22 protein-coding genes are annotated in these 24,150 nt (G+C 51.2%); 9 read left to right on the plus strand and 13 right to left on the minus strand.

Annotated features, from left to right (window positions below):
• Nucleotides 1-40: 40 nt before the first annotated feature.
• On the minus strand, nucleotides 41-697 hold the full coding sequence (locus ABIC79_RS16995; protein ID WP_013573489.1) for a Qnr family pentapeptide repeat protein: 657 nt from the start codon (nucleotides 695-697) through the stop codon (nucleotides 41-43).
• Between the two features lie 187 nt (nucleotides 698-884).
• On the opposite strand from ABIC79_RS16995, the gene dcp reads away from it, so the two are divergent.
• The 3 genes from dcp (at nucleotide 885) to ABIC79_RS17010 (ending at nucleotide 5,001) form a co-directional block, all read left to right on the plus strand.
• Nucleotides 885-3,038: a peptidyl-dipeptidase Dcp gene (dcp, locus tag ABIC79_RS17000; protein ID WP_119261084.1), complete on the plus strand. Its 2,154-nt coding sequence runs from the start codon at nucleotides 885-887 to the stop codon at nucleotides 3,036-3,038.
• Between the two features lie 137 nt (nucleotides 3,039-3,175).
• Nucleotides 3,176-4,234 (plus strand): bifunctional transcriptional activator/DNA repair enzyme AdaA, encoded by a 1,059-nt coding sequence (locus ABIC79_RS17005; protein WP_119261085.1) that lies wholly within the window; start codon nucleotides 3,176-3,178, stop codon nucleotides 4,232-4,234.
• Nucleotides 4,235-4,248: 14 nt separating this feature from the next.
• Nucleotides 4,249-5,001, plus strand: a complete 753-nt coding sequence (locus ABIC79_RS17010; protein WP_119261086.1) for an isocitrate lyase/PEP mutase family protein — start codon at nucleotides 4,249-4,251, stop codon at nucleotides 4,999-5,001.
• Here the strand turns inward: ABIC79_RS17010 and ABIC79_RS17015 are convergent.
• The 3 genes from ABIC79_RS17015 to ABIC79_RS17025 all read right to left on the minus strand — a co-directional run bounded on the left by ABIC79_RS17015 (nucleotide 4,973) and on the right by ABIC79_RS17025 (nucleotide 8,327).
• Nucleotides 4,973-6,187 (minus strand): MFS transporter, encoded by a 1,215-nt coding sequence (locus tag ABIC79_RS17015; RefSeq protein ID WP_013573493.1) that lies wholly within the window; start codon nucleotides 6,185-6,187, stop codon nucleotides 4,973-4,975. The two genes, ABIC79_RS17010 and ABIC79_RS17015, sit on opposite strands and share 29 nt — an antisense overlap.
• A gap of 209 nt (nucleotides 6,188-6,396) precedes the next feature.
• The gene (locus ABIC79_RS17020; RefSeq protein ID WP_013573495.1) at nucleotides 6,397-7,482 is read right to left on the minus strand and encodes a type I restriction endonuclease; all 1,086 of its coding nucleotides are present in this window, start codon (nucleotides 7,480-7,482) and stop codon (nucleotides 6,397-6,399) included.
• A 143-nt stretch (nucleotides 7,483-7,625) separates the two neighbouring features.
• Nucleotides 7,626-8,327 (minus strand): TetR/AcrR family transcriptional regulator, encoded by a 702-nt coding sequence (locus tag ABIC79_RS17025; protein ID WP_013573496.1) that lies wholly within the window; start codon nucleotides 8,325-8,327, stop codon nucleotides 7,626-7,628.
• A gap of 84 nt (nucleotides 8,328-8,411) precedes the next feature.
• Here ABIC79_RS17025 and ABIC79_RS17030 point away from each other — a divergent pair, with 84 nt between their 5' ends.
• Entirely contained in the window at nucleotides 8,412-9,911 is a 1,500-nt protein-coding gene (locus ABIC79_RS17030; protein ID WP_013573497.1) for an MDR family MFS transporter, read from the plus strand.
• Nucleotides 9,912-10,013: 102 nt separating this feature from the next.
• Entirely contained in the window at nucleotides 10,014-11,861 is a 1,848-nt protein-coding gene (locus tag ABIC79_RS17035) for an ABC transporter ATP-binding protein (RefSeq protein WP_013573498.1), read from the plus strand.
• A gap of 9 nt (nucleotides 11,862-11,870) precedes the next feature.
• Here ABIC79_RS17035 and ABIC79_RS17040 read toward each other — a convergent pair whose 3' ends face one another.
• Together ABIC79_RS17040 and ABIC79_RS17045 are read right to left on the minus strand one after the other, a co-directional pair.
• Nucleotides 11,871-12,998, minus strand: coding sequence for a GNAT family N-acetyltransferase (locus ABIC79_RS17040; RefSeq protein ID WP_354567910.1), 1,128 nt, complete (start codon nucleotides 12,996-12,998; stop codon nucleotides 11,871-11,873).
• Between the two features lie 163 nt (nucleotides 12,999-13,161).
• A complete protein-coding gene (locus tag ABIC79_RS17045; protein ID WP_354567912.1) occupies nucleotides 13,162-13,797 on the minus strand; it encodes a carbonic anhydrase in 636 nt (211 codons plus the stop codon).
• A 220-nt stretch (nucleotides 13,798-14,017) separates the two neighbouring features.
• On the opposite strand from ABIC79_RS17045, the gene msrA reads away from it, so the two are divergent.
• A complete protein-coding gene (gene msrA / locus ABIC79_RS17050; protein ID WP_013573501.1) occupies nucleotides 14,018-14,560 on the plus strand; it encodes a peptide-methionine (S)-S-oxide reductase MsrA in 543 nt (180 codons plus the stop codon).
• 69 nt (nucleotides 14,561-14,629) lie between these two features.
• Here msrA and ABIC79_RS17055 read toward each other — a convergent pair whose 3' ends face one another.
• The 7 genes from ABIC79_RS17055 to ABIC79_RS17085 all read right to left on the minus strand — a co-directional run bounded on the left by ABIC79_RS17055 (nucleotide 14,630) and on the right by ABIC79_RS17085 (nucleotide 19,138).
• On the minus strand, nucleotides 14,630-14,812 hold the full coding sequence (locus ABIC79_RS17055; protein WP_013573502.1) for a 4-oxalocrotonate tautomerase: 183 nt from the start codon (nucleotides 14,810-14,812) through the stop codon (nucleotides 14,630-14,632).
• Nucleotides 14,813-14,931: 119 nt separating this feature from the next.
• The gene (locus ABIC79_RS17060; protein ID WP_013573503.1) at nucleotides 14,932-15,237 is read right to left on the minus strand and encodes a hypothetical protein; all 306 of its coding nucleotides are present in this window, start codon (nucleotides 15,235-15,237) and stop codon (nucleotides 14,932-14,934) included.
• A 20-nt stretch (nucleotides 15,238-15,257) separates the two neighbouring features.
• Nucleotides 15,258-16,523: a PTS sugar transporter subunit IIC gene (locus tag ABIC79_RS17065; RefSeq protein WP_013573504.1), complete on the minus strand. Its 1,266-nt coding sequence runs from the start codon at nucleotides 16,521-16,523 to the stop codon at nucleotides 15,258-15,260.
• Between the two features lie 72 nt (nucleotides 16,524-16,595).
• Complete coding sequence (locus tag ABIC79_RS17070) at nucleotides 16,596-16,898, minus strand: PTS sugar transporter subunit IIB (protein ID WP_013573505.1); 303 nt, start codon at nucleotides 16,896-16,898, stop codon at nucleotides 16,596-16,598.
• A gap of 65 nt (nucleotides 16,899-16,963) precedes the next feature.
• Nucleotides 16,964-17,407: a PTS sugar transporter subunit IIA gene (locus ABIC79_RS17075; protein ID WP_013573506.1), complete on the minus strand. Its 444-nt coding sequence runs from the start codon at nucleotides 17,405-17,407 to the stop codon at nucleotides 16,964-16,966.
• A 206-nt stretch (nucleotides 17,408-17,613) separates the two neighbouring features.
• Nucleotides 17,614-18,210 (minus strand): P-loop nucleotide/nucleoside kinase family protein, encoded by a 597-nt coding sequence (locus ABIC79_RS17080; RefSeq protein ID WP_013573507.1) that lies wholly within the window; start codon nucleotides 18,208-18,210, stop codon nucleotides 17,614-17,616.
• The gene (locus ABIC79_RS17085; protein WP_013573508.1) at nucleotides 18,203-19,138 is read right to left on the minus strand and encodes a tagatose-bisphosphate aldolase; all 936 of its coding nucleotides are present in this window, start codon (nucleotides 19,136-19,138) and stop codon (nucleotides 18,203-18,205) included. Before ABIC79_RS17085 ends, ABIC79_RS17080 begins: the two co-directional genes overlap by 8 nt.
• Before the next feature lie 233 nt (nucleotides 19,139-19,371).
• On the opposite strand from ABIC79_RS17085, the gene ABIC79_RS17090 reads away from it, so the two are divergent.
• The 3 genes from ABIC79_RS17090 (at nucleotide 19,372) to ABIC79_RS17100 (ending at nucleotide 24,137) form a co-directional block, all read left to right on the plus strand.
• On the plus strand, nucleotides 19,372-20,304 hold the full coding sequence (locus tag ABIC79_RS17090) for a sugar-binding transcriptional regulator (protein WP_119261089.1): 933 nt from the start codon (nucleotides 19,372-19,374) through the stop codon (nucleotides 20,302-20,304).
• A 552-nt stretch (nucleotides 20,305-20,856) separates the two neighbouring features.
• The gene (locus tag ABIC79_RS17095; protein ID WP_037033751.1) at nucleotides 20,857-21,225 is read left to right on the plus strand and encodes a YuaE family lipoprotein; all 369 of its coding nucleotides are present in this window, start codon (nucleotides 20,857-20,859) and stop codon (nucleotides 21,223-21,225) included.
• Nucleotides 21,222-24,137 carry an FKBP-type peptidyl-prolyl cis-trans isomerase N-terminal domain-containing protein gene (locus ABIC79_RS17100; protein WP_354567918.1) on the plus strand — a complete coding sequence of 972 codons (2,916 nt, stop codon included), beginning with the start codon at nucleotides 21,222-21,224 and terminating at the stop codon, nucleotides 24,135-24,137. Before ABIC79_RS17095 ends, ABIC79_RS17100 begins: the two co-directional genes overlap by 4 nt.
• The last annotated feature ends 13 nt before the right edge of the window (nucleotides 24,138-24,150 follow it).

Genomic DNA, 24,150 nt, shown 5'->3' on the forward strand with positions numbered 1-24,150 from the left:
AAAAGCCGCTTCAGAGAGCGGTTTTTTATATCGTATCCTCTCACTTCGAATGGATCACAATCATCCCCAATTTTTCCAGCAAATGACTCTGCTGCCAGTCGTCGATTTTCACGCCATCGAGATCGACTTTACGGATATTCAGCTCACCCAGATCGGAGTTCGTCAGGTCGCAATGGGTAATGTTGACGTTATTCCAGTCGAACTCGGTGAATTCGCCGCCGGAAAGGTCGGAGCCGCTGAAGTTTGCGCCCTGCACGTTCGCGCCGGTCCAGCGGTTTTCCCATAACTCGCATTTCTCCAGAATGACTTTGCTGAAGTTCGCGTAGCTGAAGTTATTTTTGGTCATGAAGGCGCTGCAAAACCAGGTGCGCGAGGTGATCATATTCATAAAACTCGCGCCGCTGAAATCTGCGCCAGTGGCTTTGCATTCACGGATTTCACAACCCAGTGCCTGAATGTTTTTGAAATCAGCCATCGTCAGATCACAGCGTTTAAAGCTGGCATCCTGCAATTTTGCATGCTGGAAAGAGCAGCCTTTTTGTTCCCCATCATCGTAAAACAGACAATCGACGAACGCCGTTTCTGACAGATCGGTGCTGTCAAAACGGCAGCGGTAAAAGCGGCAGTTCTCCAGTGTCTCGCCGGTAAACTGCTTCACGCTAAAACGCTGGTCACTGAACGTCTGGTCTTTGATCATCGGAACCTCTGTCATCTTTTATGCCCTGCTAAGGCCGGTATCCTGACAGAAAAGTTTTATCGAAAATATGGAATCCGCCTCGTAATAACACGATTTACCTACGTTTGCCTTTTGCCGGATCGCTGAGTGAGGTCTATTCTCAATGACTTAACGGAGCACTTCTCTCACTCAGATAAGGAAGACTGGAATGCGTTTGTCATCTCTCTTTTTGGCAACCAGCCTGGCTGTCAGCCAGTTTGCAGGGGCTGCGGAAACCGCACAGCCCGCCACTCAGGAGCACGTCATGAATCACGCTATTAATGCCGATAACCCATTTCTGAAACCCAGCACGCTGGAATACCAGGCGCCGCAATTTAATCTCTATAAAGACAGCGATTATGAACCGGCGATCCTCGAAGGCATCCGCCAGAAACTGGCTGAAGTCGATAAAATCGCCAGCGACAGCGCGCCGCCAACCTTTGAAAATACTTATGTGGCCCTGGAAAAATCCGGCGTCATGCTGCAACGCGTGCAAAACGTTTTTGGCGCGATGACCGGCGCGAATACCAACGATACGCTGCAAAAAATTGACGAAGATACCTCGCCAAAACTGGCGGCGATGGATGACAGCATTCATCTCAACAGCAAGCTGTTTGCGCGGCTGAAAGCGGTCTATGACCAGCGCAGCAGCCTGAAAATTTCCCCCGAATCACAGCGCCTGATTGAGGTGACTTTTAAGGATTTCGAGCTGTCAGGTGCCAATCTTTCGGATGCGGATAAAGACAAACTCAAAGCGCTGAATCAACAGGCGGCAACGCTCAGCACGCAGTTCACTAATAAATTGCTGGCCGCCACCAAAGCGGGCGGGCTGACGGTGAAAGATAAAGCGCAGCTTGCCGGGCTGAGTGACGCCGAATTATCGGCAGCCGCGCAGGCCGCCAAAGACCGCAAGCTGGATAATGCCTGGCTTCTGGTTTTGCAAAACACCACGCAGCAGCCGTTGTTACAGTCACTGGATGACCGCGACACGCGCCAGGCACTGTATGAGGCCTCAATCAATCGCGCTGAAAAAGGCGATGCCAACGACACCCGTGAGCTGATTGCGAAGCTGGCAAAGGTCCGCGCGCAGCAGGCTCAGGTGCTGGGTTTCCCGAGTTATGCCGCGTGGAAACTGGAAGATCAGATGGCGAAAACGCCGCAGGCTGCACTGGATTTCATGCACAAAATTGTGCCAGCCGCGACCGCCCGCGCGCAGCGTGAAGCGCAGGATATTCAGGCAGAAATCGATAAACAGAAGGGCGGCTTCAAAGTGACTGCCTGGGACTGGCAGCACTACGCCCAGCAGGTTCGCAAAGAGAAATATGATCTGGACGACGCGCAGATCAAACCCTATTTCGAGCTGAATAATGTGCTGGAAAACGGCGTGTTTTATGCCGCTAACTTGCTGTATGGCATCACCTTTAAAGAACGCAAAGACCTGCCGGTTTACAATCCTGATGTGCGGGTTTTTGAGGTGTTCGATAAAGACGGTAAATCGATGGCGCTGTTCTACGCCGATTATTATCAGCGCGATAATAAAGGCGGCGGCGCATGGATGAGCAACTACGTCGATCAGTCGAAATTGCTGGGTACGAAACCGGTGATTTACAACGTGGCGAATTTCCAGAAACCGGCGGCGGGGCAACCGGCGCTGCTGTCGTGGGACGACGTTATCACTATGTTCCACGAATTTGGTCACACGCTGCATGGCCTGTTTGCCGATCAGGAATATCCGGGTCTTTCCGGTACTGCGACGCCGCGTGATTTTGTCGAATTCCCGTCGCAGTTTAACGAGCACTGGGCGAGTGATACGAAAGTGTTTACTCACTTCGCCAAACATTATCAGACCGGTGAAGTGATGCCGCAGGCCTTGCAGGACAAAATCGAGAAGGCCAGTAAGTTCAACAAAGGCTATGACATGACCGAACTGCTGGCGGCTGCGTTACTGGATATGCACTGGCACAGCCTGAGCGCGGACGCACCGCAGCAGGATGTTGATAAGTTTGAAGCGGAGTCGCTGGCGAAAGATAAAGTGAATCTGGCGTATGTGCCGCCGCGCTACCGTTCCAGCTATTTCCAGCACATCTGGGGTAACGGCTATGCCGCCGGGTATTACGCCTATCTGTGGACCGAAATGCTGGCCGATGATGCCTTTGCCGGTATCACTGAGCAGGGTGGGCTGACGCGGGAGAACGGTCAGAAATTCCGTGATCAGATCCTCTCACGCGGTAACAGCGAAGATCTGGAAAAACTCTACGAAACCTGGCGTGGCAAGGCTCCGTCAATTGAGCCGATGCTGAAAAACCGCGGACTGGAGGAGTAAAAATAGCCGTGCCCGGTATCACGCCGGGCACGGACACTCTTGCTGTGAATATTTAAAATCAACGCCCGAAAAACGTCGCTTCTCCCGCTGAAATTCCCCTATGCTTTTCCCCATGTTTCCGGTCTGCGAGTGAAATCATGCTGTTCGATTTACCTGACGATGATGTGCTTTATGCTGCGCTGATTGCCCGTGATCCGGCCTATGACGGCTTTGCTTTTGTCGGCGTCAAAAGCACCGGTATTTTTTGCCGCCTGACCTGCCCGGCACGAAAACCGAAGCGCGAGAACTCGGTATTTTATCCGTCGATGGTCAGCGCGATGGAAGCCGGATTCCGGCCCTGTAAACGCTGCCGGCCGCTGATGCAGGGCGGAGAAAAAGACCCGCTGGTGCTGAAATTGCTGGCCGCGCTGGAAAACGAGCCAGGCAAAAAGTGGAGCGAGGGCGATGTGCAGGCGATGAACGTTGATCCTTCCACCGTCCGCCGCGCCTTTAAACGACAGTTTGGCATCACTTTTCTGGAAATGGCGCGCTTACGCAGAATCGGCAAGGGTGTCGATGCGCTGGCCGGAGGAGAGCCGGTAATTGATGCCCAACTGGATGCAAGTTTTGAATCCGGCAGCGGATTTCGAGCGGCGATCACCCGTCAAATCGGGCTGAACCCGAGCCAGGCCAGAAAGCATCAGTTTCTGAAGGCTGACTGGCTGGATACGCCGATCGGTTCCATGCTGGCGATCGCCAGCCACGACGCACTGTATCTGCTGGAGTTTATTGATCGTCCGGCATTACCTAATGAAATTGAGCGGCTGAAACAACTGACGTCCTCTGAAATTATTTTTGGACGAACGCCGCTGATTGATCAGCTCGAACTGGAACTGGCGGCGTATTTCGCGGGTGAAAAGCACACATTTATCACGCCACTGGCGGAATTCGGTTCATTGTTTACCCGTAAAGTCTGGGATGCGCTCAGGGCTATTCCGGCGGGTGAACTGCGCAGTTACTCCGCGCTGGCGGCGGATATCGGGCAGGCCACGGCTTCCCGCGCAGTCGCCCGTGCCAACGGGGCTAACCAGATTTCAATCCTGATCCCTTGTCATCGCGTCATTGGTGCTGATGGTTCGCTGACCGGTTACGGCGGCGGATTATGGCGCAAGCGGTGGCTGATTGAACACGAACGAAGAATGGCGTTGAGCCGCTAAACGAGGAGCAGGGTATGAATCAGCAAAGTCGGGCACTGGCATTTTCACAACTTCACCAGAAGCACAATCCGGTCATTTTATACAACATCTGGGATGCGGGCAGCGCGCTGGCGGTGGCGCAGTCGGGGGCAAAAGCCATCGCTACCGGAAGCTGGTCGTGTGCGGCGGCGCAGGGGTATCAGGATGGCGAAGCCATGCCTTTTTCCAGCCTGTTACGGACGGTGCAACGCATTGCCTCTGTGATCAGTCTGCCGCTCACGGTGGATTTCGAGACCGGTTATGGTGCGGATCGCCGCGACAACCTGAGCGCACTTTTGCAGGCGGGTGTCGTGGGTATTAATGTTGAGGATCAGCAAATCGGATTATCCGCGCTGAACGGCGTCCGTGAACAATGCGAGATTCTGAACTCGCTTCGTCAGGTGGCGGAAAATCAGGGAATGGCGTTATTTATCAATGCGCGCACCGATGTCTTTTTACAGGAACCCGACGCCACGCGGCATCCGGTGCTGATGGCGGAAGCTAAAAAGCGGCTGACTGCCTATAAGGATGCGGGAGCCAGCGGTTTTTTTGCCCCCGGTTTGAGTGACCTGACACTGATTGCCGAACTCTGTGAGGTATCAGCGCTGCCGGTGAACATTATGGCCAGCAATCTGACACCACCGCTGGCTGATCTCACTGCGGCGGGTGTCAGCCGGATAAGCTATGGCCCGCATCCTTATATCGGGCTGATGGAAACCCTTAAACAGCACGCGGCTGTGCTGTATTAGCCGCCAGACGGTGCCCCATCCAGAAGAACAGCAGACCGCCAACCGAGGCGGCAATCAGCGCGATAAACATCACCGGCGGGGCGGTGTAACTGAGCAGAAAACCACACATGACCGGGTTTATCGCGCCACCCAGATTGCTCAGGTTCTGCATGCCGTAATAGCTGCCCTTCATATTTTCCGGCGCGATAAAGTCGATAAACATGTATTCCACCGGGATAACAATCAGTTCGCCAAAGCTGAAAATCGCCATCGCGATCACCCAAAGCAACACCGATTGTCCGGCGGTCATAAAGCCGATCAGGCCGATGATGAAGAAAATCGTGCCGAGAAGCAGCCATTTCAGCAGGCTGTTTTGTTTCATCCGGCTGCTTAATACGTACTGGAAGGTGATAACAATCACGGCGTTGGTGATCATCACCGCGCCGATGATTTTGTACGCAAAAGCGGCGTTTGAGACCAGAATCAGGTACTGCGAGAGATAACCGGCGAATTGCCCGAACACCACCGAACCCAGCGTGCTGCCCAGCGTGAAGTAAATCAGACGACGGTCATGGGCCAGAATGCTCAGTGTCTGGCGAAGGTTCGGTTTTGGCAGGGGTTTCTGTTCCTGTTCTGTTTGCGGCGGTTTATGCGGGATATTGCGCAATCCCCAGGTCAGGGAAATCACGGTACCGAGCGCCAGTACGCCGGAAATCACGAACGGCAGCAGCGGGCTGAAACCCGCCAGCCACACGCCCAGCGACGAGCCCACCGCCCAGCCGACATTCACCAGCGTGTAATTCATCGAAAATGCCTTCACCCTTTTTTCTACCGGCAACCAGCTGGCGATACAGGCTTTGAGCGTGATGCTGAGCAGGGCGTAAGCGGCATTGAGCAGCGCCAGTACCAGCAGCACGCCGGTCACATTCGGCAGAAACGGCAACAGTAAAAAGCTCAGCCCGAACAGGCTGATGGAGACGGTAATCAGCGTCCGGTGATTGAATTTATCCACCAGATAGCCGCCGTAAAGACTACTGAGAATCCCGATTGCCAGGCTGGCACCGAGAATGATCCCGACGCTTTTGGGCAGCAGATGATAGTGCTCAGTCAGATAAATAGTGATAAACGGCAGTGTGACGCCACGTCCGATAGTGAGTACTAACGAACTGGCTAACAGCGCAAGAATTAATGGCGGCATTCCCTTCATGTTGAATGGCATTCCCTGATTAACAGCAACATTTTCGTTACATCATAAAGGAGTCTGCACAGTATTTTTCATTACAAAAAAGAGGGATTTAAGAGAGTTGCACGGGATAACCCGCGCAGGTCGTGGCCCGGCTTATAACTTCTGCGGCGCAACGCCGTGGAAGAATCATGAACCTGCTTCTGCAGGTTCATGAAATTATCCTTAGCTCTTCAGTTATAACTCTGGGCTGTTTTATTAAGATGCTCAGTGAACTTGTAGATATCATCCAGGGAATCTATCGGATGCCGGGTCTCATTTTTTTCTGCATCAAACAGCCCAATATAAAATTGCGTGCGATTAAAATGGAGGCGACAAATAGGTTTCCTGTTGTTGTCATCAATGAGAATACCAAAATAGCTTTTGGTATCCCTTGGCGTGATGCGTTTCGCATCGACAATGGTTCTTATGATTGACTTGACGATGTGGAATCCTTCCAGTTCTTCCTCGGAGGTAACAATCTGATCCGTTTCAGGTGTATTTATAATTGCTGGTGCAGTACTGGATTCTTCTTCGATTTCTTTCACCGGCAAATTCTGCGCCGTGCCGCTGAGTGCTGATTTAAGTCTTTCGTTTACCTGATCATTTAACAACTGGCTCGCGGCTTTACGGGTAAGAGTATTAAATTGCTCACGTACTTTTTGTGTGAGGATTCCGTCATAAACACGCGAGGCAAAAAATTTAACGAAATCTTCTTCAGGATTAGTGAATTGAGCAAGAAATATCTTCTTAATCTGGCTGACGTATTTCAGTTCACCTGCCGCATTAACAATGGATTCCACGTCGAAAGCTGATTTGGTAAGCTTGATCAGCTCCGGAACAAGATTTTCATCTAAATCAAGCAGATCTAGCTCAAAAAAAGGTTTCTCATCCATCTTGTTGGGTGCGTCGAGATCAGTAAAAAACTTATACACCTGCCCGTTAGTCAGAATGGATATTCGCGCGTTTGTGACATGAAAATATCGGAATAATTGAGAGGCATGGTTAACATTGAGGGATTCGCCGATTTTTTTACATTCCACAAGGATTTGAATTTCCCCGCTTTTAAGAATTGCGTAATCTATTTTTTCGCCTTTTTTGGTACCCACATCACAGATAAATTCTGGAATAACCTCCGTTGGGTCAAAGACATCATATCCAAGGATCTTATTAATAAATGGCATAACAAATGCGTTTTTCGTGGCTTCTTCAGTTTGAATCAATGGCGACTGTTGCTTAATTTTTATGGCCAAACTGTTTAATTGTTCAAGGATTTCCATATATACCTCTATTATTTTTAAATCACTGCTGTGTGATATTTATTTATAGGGAATATAGGGAGATAACACCAGATGAAAAATTGCGGCATTGATCACTTATTTGGTGAAATGCCGACGATAAACAAGAAATAATAGTCAATAGCTTACGGCTTCTGCGGCGCAACGCCGTGGAACAGCAAAAGGGCGACGTGTTTACGCAACATATCGGGGGAAATGGGTGACGCGCCTTCCCGTCTCATTTTCATTGAGGCCATCGGGAACAGCGTCAGACCGAACAGGGAAATGAACAGCAATGCCGGATTGAGATCCGGATTCAGTTTTCCTTCGGCCTGCCAGCGGGTAATGCATTCCTGTACGATTTTGCGGTTTTTGTCGCCGTTACGTTCTTCCATGCGTTTTTTCAGCATACCGCTTTCGCTGATGACTTCCCGCACCCACAGCGGTGCCACCCACGGGTATTTTTCTGCCGCATCAATCATGCACTGCGCCATATTAGTGATCGCCAGAAGCGGATCGTCGGCATGTGTTTGGAAAATATCAGTAAATCCGGCACGGACTGGCTGAAAACGTTCGTCGATCATCACGTCCAGCAGTTGTTCGCGGGTCTTGAAATAGTAATGCAGCATGGCAGTAGTGACGCCTGCTTCTTTGGCGATCATGCTCAGCGGCGTTTCGGCGATGCCGTATTGGGCAAACAGTTTCAGGGCGGCGTCCAGCAGCAGTTCACGCTTATCCGCTCCGGATTTTGCACTGCGCGGACGACCCGGACGACGCACGGGCGTGTTGGCTTCGTTTTGATCCTTTTGTGCGGATCCTGGCGTTTCTGAGATTTTTCTGTCTGCCATAAGGAGGGCGATCCATTGACCAGATGAATTTGATGCTTCAATATTAATTATACAGTTAATTAATTACAAGTCAGGATGTCATTCATGACGACAATAAATTCGGCACAGAGCGAGGTGGCGGAACAGAAGCCTTCGATAAAGCTGCTGTTCTCCGCGCTGATGCTGGTGATGCTGCTGGCCGCACTCGACCAGACGATTGTGTCCACCGCGCTGCCGACTATCGTCAGCGAGCTCGGTGGCCTGGATCAGCTTTCGTGGGTGGTGACCTCTTATCTGCTGGCCTCCACCATTGTGGTGCCGCTGTACGGTAAGTTTGGTGATCTGCTCGGTCGCAAAATCGTGCTGCAAACGGCGATTATTGTGTTCCTGCTCGGTTCGGTATTGTGCGGGCTGGCGCAGAACATGACGCAACTGATTCTGATGCGCGCCCTGCAGGGGCTGGGCGGCGGCGGGCTGATGGTGGTCAGTATGGCGGCGGTCGGCGATGTCATTCCGCCGTCCGAGCGTGGGAAATATCAGGGGCTGTTCGGCGGGGTATTTGGTCTGGCGACGGTTATCGGGCCGCTGATCGGTGGTTTTCTGGTTGAGCATATTTCCTGGCGCTGGATTTTCTACATCAATCTGCCGCTGGGGATTTTCGCCCTGCTGGTGATTGGCGTGGCGCTGAAATCGCAGACTGCACGCATCCGCCATGAAATCGATTTTCTCGGCGCGGGTTATCTCGCGGCGGCGCTGACCTGCATCATCTTGTTCACCAGCGAAGGTGGCACGGTGTATCAGTGGTCGGATCCGCAACTGTGGTGCATTCTGGCGTTCGGGCTGGTGACCCTTGGTGGCTTTATTTATGAAGAAACGCTGGCGGCCGAGCCGATCATTCCGCTGGGTCTGTTCCGCGACCGCACCTTCCTGCTCAGTTGCGCAATCAGTTTTATTATCGGCATGTCACTGATGGGGTCGATGACCTTCCTGCCGCTGTATTTGCAGGTGGTGAAAGGCTCGTCGCCGTCAGAAGCGGGGATGCAACTGCTGCCGCTGATGGGCGCATTGCTGTTCAGTTCGATCGTCAGCGGGCGTCTGATCAGCCGTATTGGCCGTTATCGTATTTTTCCGATTATCGGCACCTTACTGAGTTTCGCCGGTATGGTGCTGCTGGGTTTTCTGAAAGTCAGCACGCCGGTACATATGCTGTATCTCTACATCGGCGTGCTCGGTTTCGGCCTGGGGATGGTGATGCAGGTGCTGGTGCTGGCGGTACAAAACTCGGTATCGATGAAACAAATGGGCGTGGCGACCTCCGGTGTGACACTGTTCCGCTCGATTGGGGGTTCCATCGGCGTGGCAATGTTTGGGGCGATTTTCACCCACGTTCTGCGTGATCAACTGGTGGCGCTGATCCCCGAAGGCACGGTGCTTCCCCGCTCACTCAGCGCGCAGGCGGTGCAGGAATTACCGGCCGCCATCCGCGCTGATTATTTGCAGGCATTTGGTTCGGCGCTGCACTCGGTGTATCTGATTGCCGCGTGCGTGATGGTGCTGGCGTTTGTCCTGTCGCTGCTGCAAAAAGATGCGGTGCTGAAGAAATAACCGGCCGCAATCCCGGCGATTTGCACTAAGCTTTCCCCTTTACGGCGTTGAAATGGCATGGAAACCAGCAACGCCGGCAGGGATATCATAAAGGGGATCGCTATGCTGTTTCGCCGTTTCGAGCGAATGATCGACATCTTCCGTGAGGCACCGGCTGCTGAACCGCCGGATCAGGTTCTGCCTTTCTATCTTTATTATCTGCGTCAGGTCTGGCCGAGTTTCGCCGTTTTACTGGTGGTGGGGCTGATCGGTGCGCTGATTGAGGTTTCGCTGTTCAGCTATCTCAGCCAGATTATCGACCTGACCAAAGACACACCGCCGGGCAGTTTTTTCACCGACCATATGGGCGAGCTTTTATGGATGGCGGCGGTGGCGATGATCCTGCGGCCGGTGTTTATCGGGTTGCATGATTTGCTGGTTCACCAGGCTATCAGCCCCGGCATGACCAGCATGATCCGCTGGCAGAATCATAAGTATGTCCTCAAACAGAGCCTGAACTTTTTCCAGAGCGATTTCGCCGGGCGCATTGCCCAGCGCATTATGCAGACCGGTAACTCGTTGCGCGATTCGGCGGTGCAGGCGGTGGACGCCATCTGGCATGTGGTGATTTACGCCGCCAGTGCGCTGTTCCTGTTTGCCGAGGCGGACTGGCGGCTGATGATCCCGCTGATTATCTGGATCTTCGGTTACGGCGTTTGCCTGCGTTATTTCGTGCCGCGTGTGAAACAACGCTCGGTGCAGTCATCGGAAGCGCGCTCAAAACTGATGGGCTGCATCGTCGACGGTTACACCAACATCACGACGCTGAAACTGTTTGCGCATACCGATCTCGAGCAAAAATACGCGCGCGAAGCGATTAGCGAACAGACCGAGAAAACCCAACTGGCAGGGCGTCTGGTCACCGGCATGGACGTGTCGGTCACCACGCTGAACGGGTTGCTGATTGTCAGCACCACCGGTCTTGCCTTGTGGTTGTGGACCCAGTCGCTGATAAGCGTCGGGGCTATCGCGCTGGCGACGGGTCTGGTTATTCGTATTGTGAATATGTCCGGCTGGATCATGTGGGTGGTGAACGGTATTTTCGAAAATATCGGCATGGTGCAGGACGGCCTGCACACCATTGCGCGGCCATTGACGGTAACGGATATCCCGCAGGCGAAAGCGCTGAAAGTCGATCAGGGGGCGATCCACTTTGATCACATTCAGTTTAATTACGGCAAAGAGAATTCCGGAGAAGGCGGCAGGGTGATCCCCAATCTGGATCTGGCAATCCGTCCCGGCGAGAAGATCGGCCTGATCGGGCCTTCCGGCGCGGGGAAATCCACGCTGGTGAATCTGCTGCTGCGTCTGTATGACATCGACAGCGGTCGCATTCTGATTGATCAGCAAAATATTGCCGACGTCACGCAGGAAAGCCTGCGCGCGCAAATCGGTATGATTACCCAGGACACCTCGCTGCTGCATCGTTCCATCCGCGACAACCTGCTGTACGGCAGGCCGGGCGCGACGGAAGAGGAGTTGCAACTGGCAATTCGTCAGGCGCGTGCCGATGAATTCATTCCGCAACTTTATGATTCGCTGGGCCGTACCGGGCTGGATGCGCATGTCGGTGAGCGCGGCGTCAAACTTTCCGGCGGCCAGCGTCAGCGTATTGCGATTGCCCGCGTATTACTGAAAAACGCACCGATCCTGATCATGGATGAAGCCACGTCGGCGCTGGATTCCGAAGTGGAAGCGGCGATTCAGGAGAGTCTGGAAACGCTGATGGGCGGTAAAACGGTGATTGCCATTGCGCACCGCTTATCGACGATTGCCAAAATGGACCGCCTGGTGGTGCTGGAAAAAGGGCAGATTGTTGAGACGGGCAATCACGCCGAGCTGCTGGCGCACGGCGGGCTTTATGCGCGCCTGTGGCAACACCAGACCGGTGGATTTGTCGGCATGGATTAGGGCCCGAACTTAACAGACGTCGTGCCGGTAGGGCAGCACTTCGCGGGCTTCGTCCGCCCAGCGCTGCACGGCGGCACGCTCTTCCACTAAAAAATCTTCCACGGCGTCACGCAAACCCGGATGCCGTAAATAGTGCCATGAGTCGGTGATCACCGGCTCAAAGCCACGCAGCAGTTTGTGTTCGCCCTGTGCGCCCGCATCAAACCGTTTGAGGCCGCTGGCAATCGCGTATTCCATTCCCTGATAAAAACAGGTTTCAAAATGCAGCCGGTCGAATTCCGCCACGCATCCCCAGTAGCGGCCATAAAACGTATCACCGCTGATTAAACTGAACGCCATGGCGACATCACGGCCATTTTGCTGCGCGAATACCACGCGGATCGCCTCCGGCATTCTTTCCGCCAGCAGGCTGAAAAATGCGCGGGTCAGATACGGTGACTGGCCGCGTACCGCATAGGTATTGCTGTAGCAGGCATAAACGAAATCCCATTGTGCTTCAGTCACCTGCGCGCCTTTCAGCCAGACAAATTCAATGCCCTGCGCGGCCACCTGTTCGCGCTCTTTGCGAAACTGTTTGCGCTTGCGTGAGGTGAGTGCGTCGAGGTAATCCTGAAAATCGCGATAACCGCGGTTCTGCCAGTGATATTGCAGACCCTGCCGGTGCTGCCAGACCGCTTCACCGCCGATCAGCCGGTTGGCGCGTTCATCGGTAAAATTGATGTGTGCGCCGGTCAGACCGTTTTCTTCAAGATAATCTGGTATCGCCTGCAACAGACTGACTGCCGCCGGTTCATCGCCCAGCAGCCGTGCGCCGGTCACCGGGCTGAACGGCACCGCGCCCAGCCATTTCGGGTAATAGGCAATACCTGAACGCTGGCAGGCATCCGCCCAGCCCTGATCAAACACGTATTCGCCGTAAGAATGGCGTTTGCGATAGCCGGGAATGGCGGCGCGGATTTCCCCGTTTTCCTGCCAGAGAAGATGCTGCGGATGCCAGCCGGAATGCGGCCCGAGGCTGCCGCTGTCTTCCAGCGCGGATAAAAATGCATAGCTGAGGAAAGGCTGCTGCGCAGGCACCAGCGCATCCCACTGTGCGGCTGGCAAATCAGCCAGACGGTTTAACGTGATAACAGGCATCAATTATTCTCGCTGTAGCGTAAAAGAGAAATCAGTTAACTGTCGTGCAGGCAGGGGGATATTACGGCAGAGGTTAAGATAACAATATAATAAGTCTTAAGTCGCTGATTTATCATCCGGAACATTATTTAAAAATGTTCCGGATGTTTTATTTAACGGGTAATTAACTGGCGCGTACTTCCGGGTTATCGGACAGCGAAATAAAGGCTCCGCTTTTCGCATCAAAGGCTTCGATGCAACCCGATTCAATATCATACACCCAGCCGTGCAAGGTAATTTCCCCTTTCGCCAGGGCGACCGATACGCAAGGATGCGTGCGCAGGTTACTCAGCTGGGCCACGACGTTCTGGTGCACCATACCGTTGACGCGTGCCTCAGGGTTTTCGTGTTCGACGGATTCATTGATGGCTTTTGCGGCATCGGAATAACGCAGCCAGTGTGCGACCGCTGGCATATGATCCAGACAGGTGCAGTTGGCAATCGCGCTCATTGCACCGCAGTTGGAGTGCCCGCAGATGACGATATCTTTTACGCCCAGCGCCATGACGGCGTACTCCACCGTGGCGGAAACGCCGCCCGGTTCCGGCCCGAATGGCGGCACAATATTACCGGCATTACGGATAACAAACAGTTCGCCCGGTTCACGCTGCGTGACTAATTCCGGCACTAACCGGCTGTCAGAACAGGATATAAACAAGGTCTTAGGATTTTGGTTTAACGCGAGTTCTTTGAATAACTTAGAACGCTGTGGAAACGCCTCTTTCTGGAATCTGAGGAAACCTTCAATGACATCTTTCATAGGGGAATTCCATGTATTTCAATGCCAGTGAGTCTGCCACGAAAAAAAAGGCAGATCAATCAGACACAATATCAACACTATTTACAGGGAAATAAGCAGGCACAAAATAATATCATTTACCGGCGATAAGAATTTCACATTCTGTTTTTTTAATGCCATACCTTTATCTCAGCATTATTCGTCCCCATATTTCCTCTACCCCCTCAGTGAAGGAGTCTGTATGACAATCGAATACGCTATTTTCGGTGGTGGCTGTTTCTGGTGTACAGAAGCGGTGTTCAAAGACGTCATTGGCGTGGAGTCGGTGGAAAGTGTCTACACCGGCGGGCGTCGCCCGAACCCAAATTATGAGCAGGTCTGTACCGGCACGACCGGTCATGCGGAAGCCATCCGCGTGGGGTTTGACCCGGAAAAACTGACTTACGGCGATTTGCTGGATATTCACTTTGTGACGCACGATCCGACCCAGCTTAACCGCCAGGGAAATGACGTCGGCACGCAATACCGTTCGGCGATTTTCCCGGCCAATGAACAGCAAAAAGCAGAGGCGGAAGCGGCGATACTGCGCGCGCAGCACGATCACAGTGATCCGATTGTGACCAGCATCGAACCACTCGGCGAAGTGTATGTGGCCGAAGGCTATCACCAGAATTACTGGGATGGTGCGGGGCAGCAGAACCGTTATTGCATGGCGGTGATCCCACCGAAACTGCAAAAGTTGCGCAAGAGTTTTGCGCAGCGGACGAAATCGTTACAGCAGTAAAAACATCCTTATCCGTTGCTCAGCCAGCACATTAATGCGTGCTGGCTGACGACGATTCATCTCCGCCTGTTATTCTTCCGGCAACACTCCCCCTTTTGCCCAATGTGATTTCGGTATTTCAGTGATCACTACATCCACACTTTCAGGTTTACATTTCAGGGTTTCTGCTGCCAGGCGGGTCACTTCGCGGACAAAGTCACGTTTTTGTTCGGGGGTACGGCCAGGAAACATTTCCAGACGGATCATCGGCATAGTAAATCCTTAGTGATTAGGCCCTCACGGCGGGGGCAGCCTCTATTCTACGTAAGGATTGGGAAGAATAAAGACGTGCAAAACAAAAGCCAGAACCTCTGTTCTGGCTTTTAATTGCCTCAGAATCCGTAGCGGATTGCATCCTTACTTTGCTGCATCAGCGCATCGATTTTTTCGGAAAATCGCTCCAGCCCTTTGCCGTCACCGGCTTCAGAGCACTGCCGCCGTCGCGCATTGTAGGCTTTCATCAGCTGTGCCTGTGCAAAACCCGGCTTGCCGTAACAGGCCATGCTTTGCTCCCAGCAGGCAATGGCCGCGTCCAGATCCTGCTGTTCCTGATACTGTTTTCCCAGCTCATTCAGCGCTTTCGCCGACTCCTGCGGCGGCAATTGCTGCGCCAGAATTTGCTCAATGCGTGTGTCCATAACCATGACCTCCGGCTTGCTTAGTGGAAGAAGTTGAGAATATGGCCGAATACCAGCCCGACGCTGATCACGTCTGAGTCACTGAATGTCACGTTCGAGAAGCCGAACTTGCCCAGCAGCGGCAGCAACAGCGCAGGCAGCAGGGTGATAAACAGGCCGTGGAAGATACCGCCGATAATCGCGCCGCGTCGTCCGCCGACTGCATTGCCGAAGATTCCCGCCGTGCCGCCCGCGAAGAAGTTGGTCAGCATGCCCGGTAAAATCATCGCCAGCCCGAGACTCGGGAACAGGAACATACCGATGATGGAGCCAATGGTGGTAGAGATGAAACCGATAATGACGGCGTTCGGTGCGTACGGGAAAAGCACCGGACAATCGAGTGCCGGAATGGCATTCGGGACGATGCGCAGGGCGATGCCGCGAAATGCCGGTACGATTTCCGCCAGCAGCAGGCGCACACCCGACAGCAGAACGTAAACACCGACCACAAACTGAATGGATTGCAGGAACGAATAGACCAGATAATTAACGCTGTTGGCGTAAGGCGCGACGACTTCCGGGCCTGCGGCAATCGCCGGGATCAGGTAAATCGGGATCATCACCACCATCATCGACAGGTAGGTGTCCTGCAGGAACGAGAAAGATTGCGGCAGTTCGAAATCTTCGGTGCTTTTACTGACATCGCCGGTGATTTTCGCCACGCCCGCCTGCACGATATAACCGATGGTGCAAAAATGGCCGAGTGCAATATCATCGGACCCGGTGATTTTACGCACAATCGGCTGAGCCAGCACCGGCATCCCGACGGCCATGACGCCCGCAATAATGCCGCCAGTCAGGATCAGTTCCGTGCCGCGCAAGCCGCCCATATAACCGATAACGGAACACACCGTGGCCATCCACAGCGATGCTTGTCCGGTGAGAAAGATATATTTGAAACGGGTCAGGCGGGCAATCAGGATATTAACGATAAACGCCAGAACCATAATTAATGCGGTTTCACGGCCGAGAGTTTGTTGTGCGATACCGGCAATAGAACCGACGTCGGTAACAATCCCGCGCATGTGAAACCCTTTCTGGAATATTTCACCCAGAAAGGTCAGGGCATTAACAATAATGCTGGCCCCGGAAAGCAGAACCAGAAAACCCAGCAGCGTTTTTAATGTACCGGTAATGATCTGGCCGGTGCTTTTCTTTAATGCGATCAGACCAATCATGGCGATCAGTGAGATTAAAATTGATGCCTGGCCTAATACATCATTGACAATAAAGTGAAGGAAAGACATAAGCGTCCCCTGTAGAGTTCACGGTAATTGTTTTATCGATTTATAAGTATTGTGAATTGAGTGGGTCTGTTATTAAGTGGCCAGGTGACCCATCTCCTGAAGAATAGGCGTCAGCTTGCTCTTTATTTCATTTTTATCGACCAGTCTTTTCAGGTAAATAATATTGGCGTTGATGGTGTAATGCTGGAATTGCGATCTGAAATTTTCGCCGGTCATAATAATGTCGGCTCTTGAAGACGTGGCGCTTGAAATATCACAATGTGATAAATCGGCTTCCACACCCAGATCCTTCAGTGCCGCTTCGATACTCATTTCACAGGCAAAACTGCTGCCCAGACCCGCACCGCATACCGCCAGGATTGATAGCTTTTTCATCATTTTTCCTTACGTTCTTTGTAGGTGTTCATAAAGGGTTATGTTTATCTTTTTTCACTTCACGTCTAAAACTGTCGGATAATCTCTAATGCTTCCTGCTTGTTTTTACTGCGTTTTAATCGTTCCGCTGCCTCGTCATCGCAGAACAGATGGGAAAGGCTGGCAATCATTTCGATGTGTGAATGGCTGTCCACCGCGGCCAGCGCGAAGATAACGTAAACCGGATCATTATCTTCACTGCCAAACTCAACGCCTTCTGAAACAATGACCAAAGACAGTGCCGTTCGGTTAACCCCTTCTTCCGGCCGGGCGTGCGGCATCGCAATACCTTCGCCCAAAACATAATAAGGCCCGATTTCCCGGTGCATATCATATATAGCCTGAAGATAACGACTTTCCGCTGCGCCCGAATCAATTAATGGTTGCACGGCAAATGCCACGGCACTTTTCCAGTCATCTATTTTGCTAATGATTTGCGTGTTATTTTCATTAATCCAGTCGCTTAACATAATACCTCTTCATATGAATAGGGTCTTTTCTCAGTATGATATTTAATTAAAATAAAAACTGTGATCTATCCAATCCTATTAGCCATCAATGAAAGATAATAATTTCAAAAGACCTGAAAGAATGAATGATAGTAGAGGTTTAACAAGGTCCTGATATCAGAATTAACTTACTTTTTCAGTAAATGAATATTTCCTCCGGTCAGTATTTATTGAATTTGCGTATTGAATGAATTGATTATCCACGCATGAATATCAACAATATTTACAGGCTTATTTTGGCCGATAACATTCTGGTCAACAGAATAAACTGGTCCCGGGGTTATTGGTCGTGCTTTTCCTGCGAGAATTTTTAATTCGGGAATATATTCTGCCCCGACATGTCCCGGTAAACGCTCGCCCAGCCGTGAAGAAAATCGTTCGGCCGCCAGTTCAGCATCAATCTGGCACCAGATTTCCACAACCTGCGATATGCCCGCCCGTTGCAGATAATCCTGCAACACCTCTTTGGGCTGAAAACCAAACCAGGCATCGACAATAAAGGTGCTGCCTTCGGGCGCGCCGCCGATGATGTCCCAGATAACCTGATAACTTGCCAGCCCGAGTACGCGGTTAAAAGGGCGGTCAACATTCTCTAATCGCTGAAGAAACGGATTTTTAATGCCATCAAGCGACAGTTGCAGCCAGCCGCTGTATGCAGAAAGCTCAACGGCGAGCCGGCTTTTACCTGACGCCGGGATCCCGTTCACCAGGATGACGCGTTTGCCGGTTGAGCCATTTCGTGAGGCATTTCTGTTTTCAGACATGTTCCACCTGTTGTGTCTGGTTGTGTGACGGTGCATGGAAATACTGTTCAATGACGGCCTGAAGTTCGTTCAGACGCGGTACCGCCAGCGATTCAAGACGGGATTTCGTCGCGTTGCGGTCCAGTGAGATGCAGTCTTTCCACAATGAACGACCTGCGATAACGCCTGATGCGCCTTCGCTCATGGCATCTGCCACTTGTTTGAGGAAGGTGGAATGGTCAACCCCGGCAGAAAGTACGGCCCACGGCACGTCGCCAGCGAGTTTTGTGATGTCAGCACAGGCTTGTTTTGAGCCAGGATAAGGCAGTTTCAGCACCTTCGCGCCGCATTCCAGACAAATCTTGGTGCCGCCATAAATCAGAGACGGGACTTTTTCTTTATATTCTTCCTCGGTTTCGTTGTCGAGTTTATAGGTCAGAAACTCCACCACCAGCAGCAGGTCTTCGCGGGCGAAATCCTCAATGCTCTGGCGCAGAATATCAATGTTATGACGGTTTGCTGCTTCCTGGTCTGAACGCAGATACACCATGATTTTGCCGCCGGTCGCACCGAGTTCACGCACACGACGTGCATCGACATTCTCCACCAGCCGTGACAGGCGGTAGCCTTCCGGCGAGCTGTCCCAGCCCGACGCATCCAGGCCAATCAGCAGCGCGGTGTCGCGGGCAATAATGCCGTTGTCCACCAGTTGCGGAACGGCACAGACCGGATCGACCAGTACGCAGGAGGCTTTGCTGGCAAGATATTGCGTGATGTCGGCTTTAATCAGCCCGAGTTCGTGTTCTGAAATGGCAGATTGCTGTTGCGGGTCGCTGGCGAGCAGGCTGCGCATGGCACCGCGCTGATCACAGGCGATCACCAGCATCGCGCCATTTTTACCGCAAATCTGCTGGTAGCTGCGTAATTCTGAGGTAGACATCTTTGACATGGAACTCTCCTTTGCGTGAAATTTATTACAGATTAAAAAATCTCGATTACACTGGACGTTATGTCTTTCCCCCCTGAAAAAACGGGGCGGAAAATCGCGTAACATGCCGTATTACAAGGGTTGAAGCCCGATCCGGCACATTGCATTTTTACAGGTGTTGCGCAATAATCCCTCAATCGACGATTTGAGTGTAATTCATTACTGAAAGGAATTTCAAGCTGAAAGAGCCAATTTTGCAAGATATTGCAGCAACGCGTGCCATGATGCATCTGGTGGCGAAGCTGCATTACGAGTCTGATATGTCTCAGGTGGAGATTGCACGCAAGCTGGATGTGTCGACGGCAACCATTTCCCGGTTGTTGAATAAAGCCCGCGCGGCGGGGATTGTGCGCATCGAAGTGGTGGGATTATCGTCACCGGAAGACATGACGGCAGACCTGATAAAACGTCTCGGGCTGAAACATGCGTATGTTGTGGATGCACCGCCGGGCAATGTGCTCGGCGCGCTGGCGACGCCGCTGGCTTCTCTTTTACAGGAAGCCGGTTTAGGCGCGGGATCGGTGCTCGGCATCGGCTGGGGAAGAGCAGTGCGCGAAGTCACGCTGGCCGGTATGCCCCGTCTGCCGGGGATCATGACCGTGGCGCTCAACGGCGGGATGCAACAATCTGCGCCGCATTTTCAGATAACCGAGTTCGTGCGCCGTGCGGCGGAACAGATGGAAGGCACACCCTATTTTCTTCATGCCCCTTATCTTTCTTCGGCGGAACTGCGTGATGCGTTTCTCTCGGACCCGAGCGTGCAGGAAATCATTTCACTGTGGGACAAACTCGATGCGGCGATTGTCGGTGTGGGTCTGACGCATACCCCGAAACCGAGTGAATCCACTACCGCGACGCCCGGTGAGCAGGCATTGAGCGATGCCGCAGGCGATGTGCTGCGCCATTACTTCACGGGAACCGGAGAGTTATTGCACTGGGAAGGCGAGGAGCGAATGATTGCGGCCTCGGTTGAACAGCTACGCCATACGCCGCTGACTATCGGCGTGGCGGCAACGCCGGAAAAAGCGGCAGGGATTATCGGTGCCGTGCGTTCAGGCATGATTAATTCATTAGTGACTGACGTGAATACCGCACAGGCGATTCTGGATAAACTGCCGGTGGTCTGACGCCTGCTTGCTTAAAAGTAGTGCTTAAAAAATATGCTTAAAAGAAAAAGGCATTCCTTTGCGGGAATGCCTTTTCGTTTCTGCATCTATGCTATCACACCGCACCGTCGGAAATGCCGTGCCCTGATGAGCACTGCAGTTTCCCCGTAGTATGATTGATTTTCTTGTTGAACGTTTGGATGCAGGGAAGGTGGTTTGAAAATTAAAGCTACCAATAATCCTAATCGTGATTGAGGAGCATTCCGTTTTATCCAGAAATGTTAATTGATATTTGAGGATCTCGCGGGATTTCTGAAAAATAAATAATGATATATGTCAATTTTCACAAATTATTTATCCATTAAGACATCGTTACAACGACGAATTATTTTCTTTTACGCATAAAAAAGAAAGGTTTTTTTCATTTTTATTAATTTAACTTATTGATTTTATTTTGTTTTTATTTGATGTGGTGTTTGCTAAATGATCATTTCAGTAAAAGTGGGTGTTCCACGGGGTACTTTGCTGGGAAAATAATGTGTTCTAGCAGTAAAACCCTACAGGATAATCCCCATGAATAAGCCTTGCTTAATGTCTTTGACTCTCATTGCGTTAATCGCATTGACTGCTTGTAGCACTAAAAATAATGTGGCTACGATAAAAGAGGTATCAGTAAATAAAAGCTCGAATAATACGTGCGTTAATGAATTCAAAGCATTACAACGTCTCTCTCCTCACGATTTTGATCTATATCAGAAGCAGTTTAATCAACTGACAAAATCTTATGATGTCTATAAAACCAATAAAGGTTTGATAAATAAAGATGCTCAGGAGATCCTGAACATAGAGCTGGATTCTAAATTAAAACTTATCTGCGCAAGAGTTAAAGGGGCGGCCTTTAAGAGCATGGACGAGCGCTCTCAGGAAGTGAATAAAATATGATGGCGCGAGTGAAGTCTTTCTTCTTAATTCTGCTCCTGATCAATATACAGGGAGCCCATGCTGAAGAACCGGTGGATGCTAACCTGGGTCTTTTGGATCAGTTGCAGAGTGAAAATTTAATTTCTGCTCCAGAACCGTCTGTTTTTGCGGAAAAAGATAAGACTTCCTCTCCGCTGATCCAGCCTCCAAAAAATATCGTCGTGCCGAAAGCCCTTGTTGAAAAACCGGTAGCGCAAAAACCGCGACCTAAACCGACGCCAGCGCCCGTCAGGAAAGCCCCTAAAGCGCTTCAGCCTGCGAGCACTCAGTCTGCACCTGCGGTGCCTGCTACTGCGAATGTCAGCGACACCCAGAAAAAGGCCAATGAGCAGCTCAAAAAATCCCTTGAGACAGCAAAATCCACGGCAGAAAAATCCCGTGATCAATACGCGGCTTTGCAAAAATCTTATGCGGATACACAAAAAGAAAATCAACAACTCCAAACGCAGATCGCGGCGTTAAAAGCCAAACCTGTGGTCATCCCGCCGTCGGCAGATCAAAAACTTGCGCAGAAAAAAACGCAGGATGAACTGAAAAAACTGCAAAATTCGCTGAAAAATACACAACAAGAAAACCAGCAGATTACCACTCAGTTGCAGAAGCTAAAGAGCAGCCAGAAACATGCTGAAAGTCTGACGGAAAAACTTTCCGTGGCGCAGACGGCGACAAAAAAATACCAGGACGAAGTGGCAGATATTCAGCAATCTTTGAAAAAGACTATGGGTGAAAATGCCCGGTTGAAAGCACAGTTAACCGCATTCAAAACCAGTCAGGACGGCTCAGTCAAAAAATCCTCCGAACAGGTAGCTGCCTCTCAATTGGCGACTAAAAAAGCCCAGAAAGAATTCGCTGCTCTGGAGGCGAGCTTTAAAAAATTAAGCAGTGAGAATACACAGCTCAAAACGCAACTCGATACCGTGAAAAAGCAATCCTCGGCACGCATCGAACAACTGGTCTCATCCGAACACGCTAACGGTAAATCTCTGGCAGAATTCGCAGTGCTGAATGCGACATTACAGCAGGCGACAGAAGAAAATCATAAGCTTAAAACGCAGTTTGAGACACTACAAAAGCAGTCGACTGCACAGGCCGATAAATTGCAGGCTTTACAAAGCACGGGCAATAAATCTCAGGCTAATGTGGTTGAGTTGCAGACGACGGCAAAACAAGCTGCTGCTGAAAATGTTCAACTGAAAACGCAGCTGGCCAGCCTGCAAAAGCAAGGCGCGAGCCAGAATGAAAAAATAGCGTTCGCTGTCGAGGCCAATAACAAATCCCTCAATGAAAATCAGCTACTGCAAAAGTCCCTTAAACAGGCCACTGATGAGAATGCGCAATTGAAATCGCAGCTTGCAGACTTGCAGAAACAGGATGCTGTACGTAATGACAAACTGTCAGTTTCAGATGCTGTGAATAAGAAATCTCAGGCTGACTACGTGGCTCTGCAGAAAACCCTCAAACAGGCGACCGATGAAAATGCCGGGTTGAAAAACCAACTGGCGGCATCGCAAAAAGAAACTGCTGCGCAGACCGGAAAATTGTCAGTGTCAGAGACGGCGGTTAAAAAATCTCAGGCCGACTATGTCGCTCTGCAGAAAATCCTGAAACAGGCCGCTGATGAGAATGCGCAAATGAAAACTCAATTGGCAGACTTGCAAAAACAGGGCACCGCACAGAATGGCAAACTGTCCGTGTATGAGGCGACCATCAAAAAGTCACAGGCTGACTATCTGGTCTTGCAGAAAAGCGTGAAACAGGCCGCTGATGAGAATGCGCAAATGAAAACCCAACTGGCAGAGTTGCAGAAACAAGGCGCGGCACAAAATGAAAAGTTGTCCGTTTCACAAGCCGCCAATAAGAAATCTCAGGCAGATTATCTGGCCTTGCAGAAAACCCTGAAACAAGCCACGGATGATAAAGCGCAACTGAGTATTCAACTGGCAGATTTGCAGAAACAGAGCGCAGCGCAGGCGGAAAAACTGGTGGCGTCTGAGGCCGCGAACAAAAAGTCGCAAAGTGATTATCAGGCGTCACAAACGGCATTATCAAAATCTTCTGAGGATGTGAAACGTCTGACAGCCCAGCTCAGCGAGAGTCAGCTGGCGGCGACCAAAGTCACTGAAGAAAAAAATAAGCTGACAGCGGAACTGGATAAAACGAAGAAAGACCTCGCCTCACACAGTATTGCTGCCGTGACGCAATCTGGCGGAGAGTTGATCAGTGATGCAGAACTTAAAACGTTGCAGGCGAAAGAAAGCAAGAAAACCGGGCGTTCTTATTCTGTCGGGTATTTGCTGGGGCAGGCCGCGAATTCAAAAATCGAGCAGGTGGTATCCGCCGGTGAGAAAATTGATCGCAATGTGATTGTTAAAGGCTTTGTTGACCGGATGAATGAGCTGTCCAACATGTCGACTGAAGACATGCGGGAGTCGCTGAACAGTCTGGACAGTGATATCCGCTCTCGTCAGGAAAAGCAAAAAACGTCAAATGTAGAGAATAACCAGAAAATCCTCGATAAAGCGGGCAAGGCTAAAGGCGCGGTGAAAGCCAAATCTGGCTTTATTTACCAGATTACTAAGCCAGGTTCTGCACCTAAAGTGACGATGGATAAGGGCATTCGTTTGCAGATTATTGAGACGTTGGGCGACGGTAAAGTCATTGCCAGCGAAAAAGACAATAATGTGATCAGCGCGTCCGTAACGGAAATCCCTGCAGTGCTTCAGGAAGTCGTGCTGAAGCTGGGTTTGCAAGGCGAAGCGACACTGTATATTCCACCTGAACTGGCGTATGGCAAAGACGGCATTCCGGGTAAAATTCCGCCGAATTCACTTTCCATCATGAATATCAAAATATTAGGTATAAAAGACAAGTAAGAGTGGCCGCATA

The organism is Rahnella sp. 2050 (assembly GCF_040544515.1).
GTDB classification, from domain to species: Bacteria; Pseudomonadota; Gammaproteobacteria; order Enterobacterales; family Enterobacteriaceae; genus Rahnella; species Rahnella aceris.

Coding starts and splice junctions, on each gene's coding strand:
- ABIC79_RS16995 (WP_013573489.1), bottom strand. CDS start 697: ATGATCAAAGACCAGACGTTCAGTGACCAGCGTTTTAGCGTGAAGCAG.
- dcp (WP_119261084.1), top strand. CDS start 885: ATGCGTTTGTCATCTCTCTTTTTGGCAACCAGCCTGGCTGTCAGCCAG.
- ABIC79_RS17005 (WP_119261085.1), top strand. CDS start 3,176: ATGCTGTTCGATTTACCTGACGATGATGTGCTTTATGCTGCGCTGATT.
- ABIC79_RS17010 (WP_119261086.1), top strand. CDS start 4,249: ATGAATCAGCAAAGTCGGGCACTGGCATTTTCACAACTTCACCAGAAG.
- ABIC79_RS17015 (WP_013573493.1), bottom strand. CDS start 6,187: ATGAAGGGAATGCCGCCATTAATTCTTGCGCTGTTAGCCAGTTCGTTA.
- ABIC79_RS17020 (WP_013573495.1), bottom strand. CDS start 7,482: ATGGAAATCCTTGAACAATTAAACAGTTTGGCCATAAAAATTAAGCAA.
- ABIC79_RS17025 (WP_013573496.1), bottom strand. CDS start 8,327: ATGGCAGACAGAAAAATCTCAGAAACGCCAGGATCCGCACAAAAGGAT.
- ABIC79_RS17030 (WP_013573497.1), top strand. CDS start 8,412: ATGACGACAATAAATTCGGCACAGAGCGAGGTGGCGGAACAGAAGCCT.
- ABIC79_RS17035 (WP_013573498.1), top strand. CDS start 10,014: ATGCTGTTTCGCCGTTTCGAGCGAATGATCGACATCTTCCGTGAGGCA.
- ABIC79_RS17040 (WP_354567910.1), bottom strand. CDS start 12,998: ATGCCTGTTATCACGTTAAACCGTCTGGCTGATTTGCCAGCCGCACAG.
- ABIC79_RS17045 (WP_354567912.1), bottom strand. CDS start 13,797: ATGAAAGATGTCATTGAAGGTTTCCTCAGATTCCAGAAAGAGGCGTTT.
- msrA (WP_013573501.1), top strand. CDS start 14,018: ATGACAATCGAATACGCTATTTTCGGTGGTGGCTGTTTCTGGTGTACA.
- ABIC79_RS17055 (WP_013573502.1), bottom strand. CDS start 14,812: ATGCCGATGATCCGTCTGGAAATGTTTCCTGGCCGTACCCCCGAACAA.
- ABIC79_RS17060 (WP_013573503.1), bottom strand. CDS start 15,237: ATGGACACACGCATTGAGCAAATTCTGGCGCAGCAATTGCCGCCGCAG.
- ABIC79_RS17065 (WP_013573504.1), bottom strand. CDS start 16,523: ATGTCTTTCCTTCACTTTATTGTCAATGATGTATTAGGCCAGGCATCA.
- ABIC79_RS17070 (WP_013573505.1), bottom strand. CDS start 16,898: ATGAAAAAGCTATCAATCCTGGCGGTATGCGGTGCGGGTCTGGGCAGC.
- ABIC79_RS17075 (WP_013573506.1), bottom strand. CDS start 17,407: ATGTTAAGCGACTGGATTAATGAAAATAACACGCAAATCATTAGCAAA.
- ABIC79_RS17080 (WP_013573507.1), bottom strand. CDS start 18,210: ATGTCTGAAAACAGAAATGCCTCACGAAATGGCTCAACCGGCAAACGC.
- ABIC79_RS17085 (WP_013573508.1), bottom strand. CDS start 19,138: ATGTCAAAGATGTCTACCTCAGAATTACGCAGCTACCAGCAGATTTGC.
- ABIC79_RS17095 (WP_037033751.1), top strand. CDS start 20,857: ATGAATAAGCCTTGCTTAATGTCTTTGACTCTCATTGCGTTAATCGCA.
- ABIC79_RS17100 (WP_354567918.1), top strand. CDS start 21,222: ATGATGGCGCGAGTGAAGTCTTTCTTCTTAATTCTGCTCCTGATCAAT.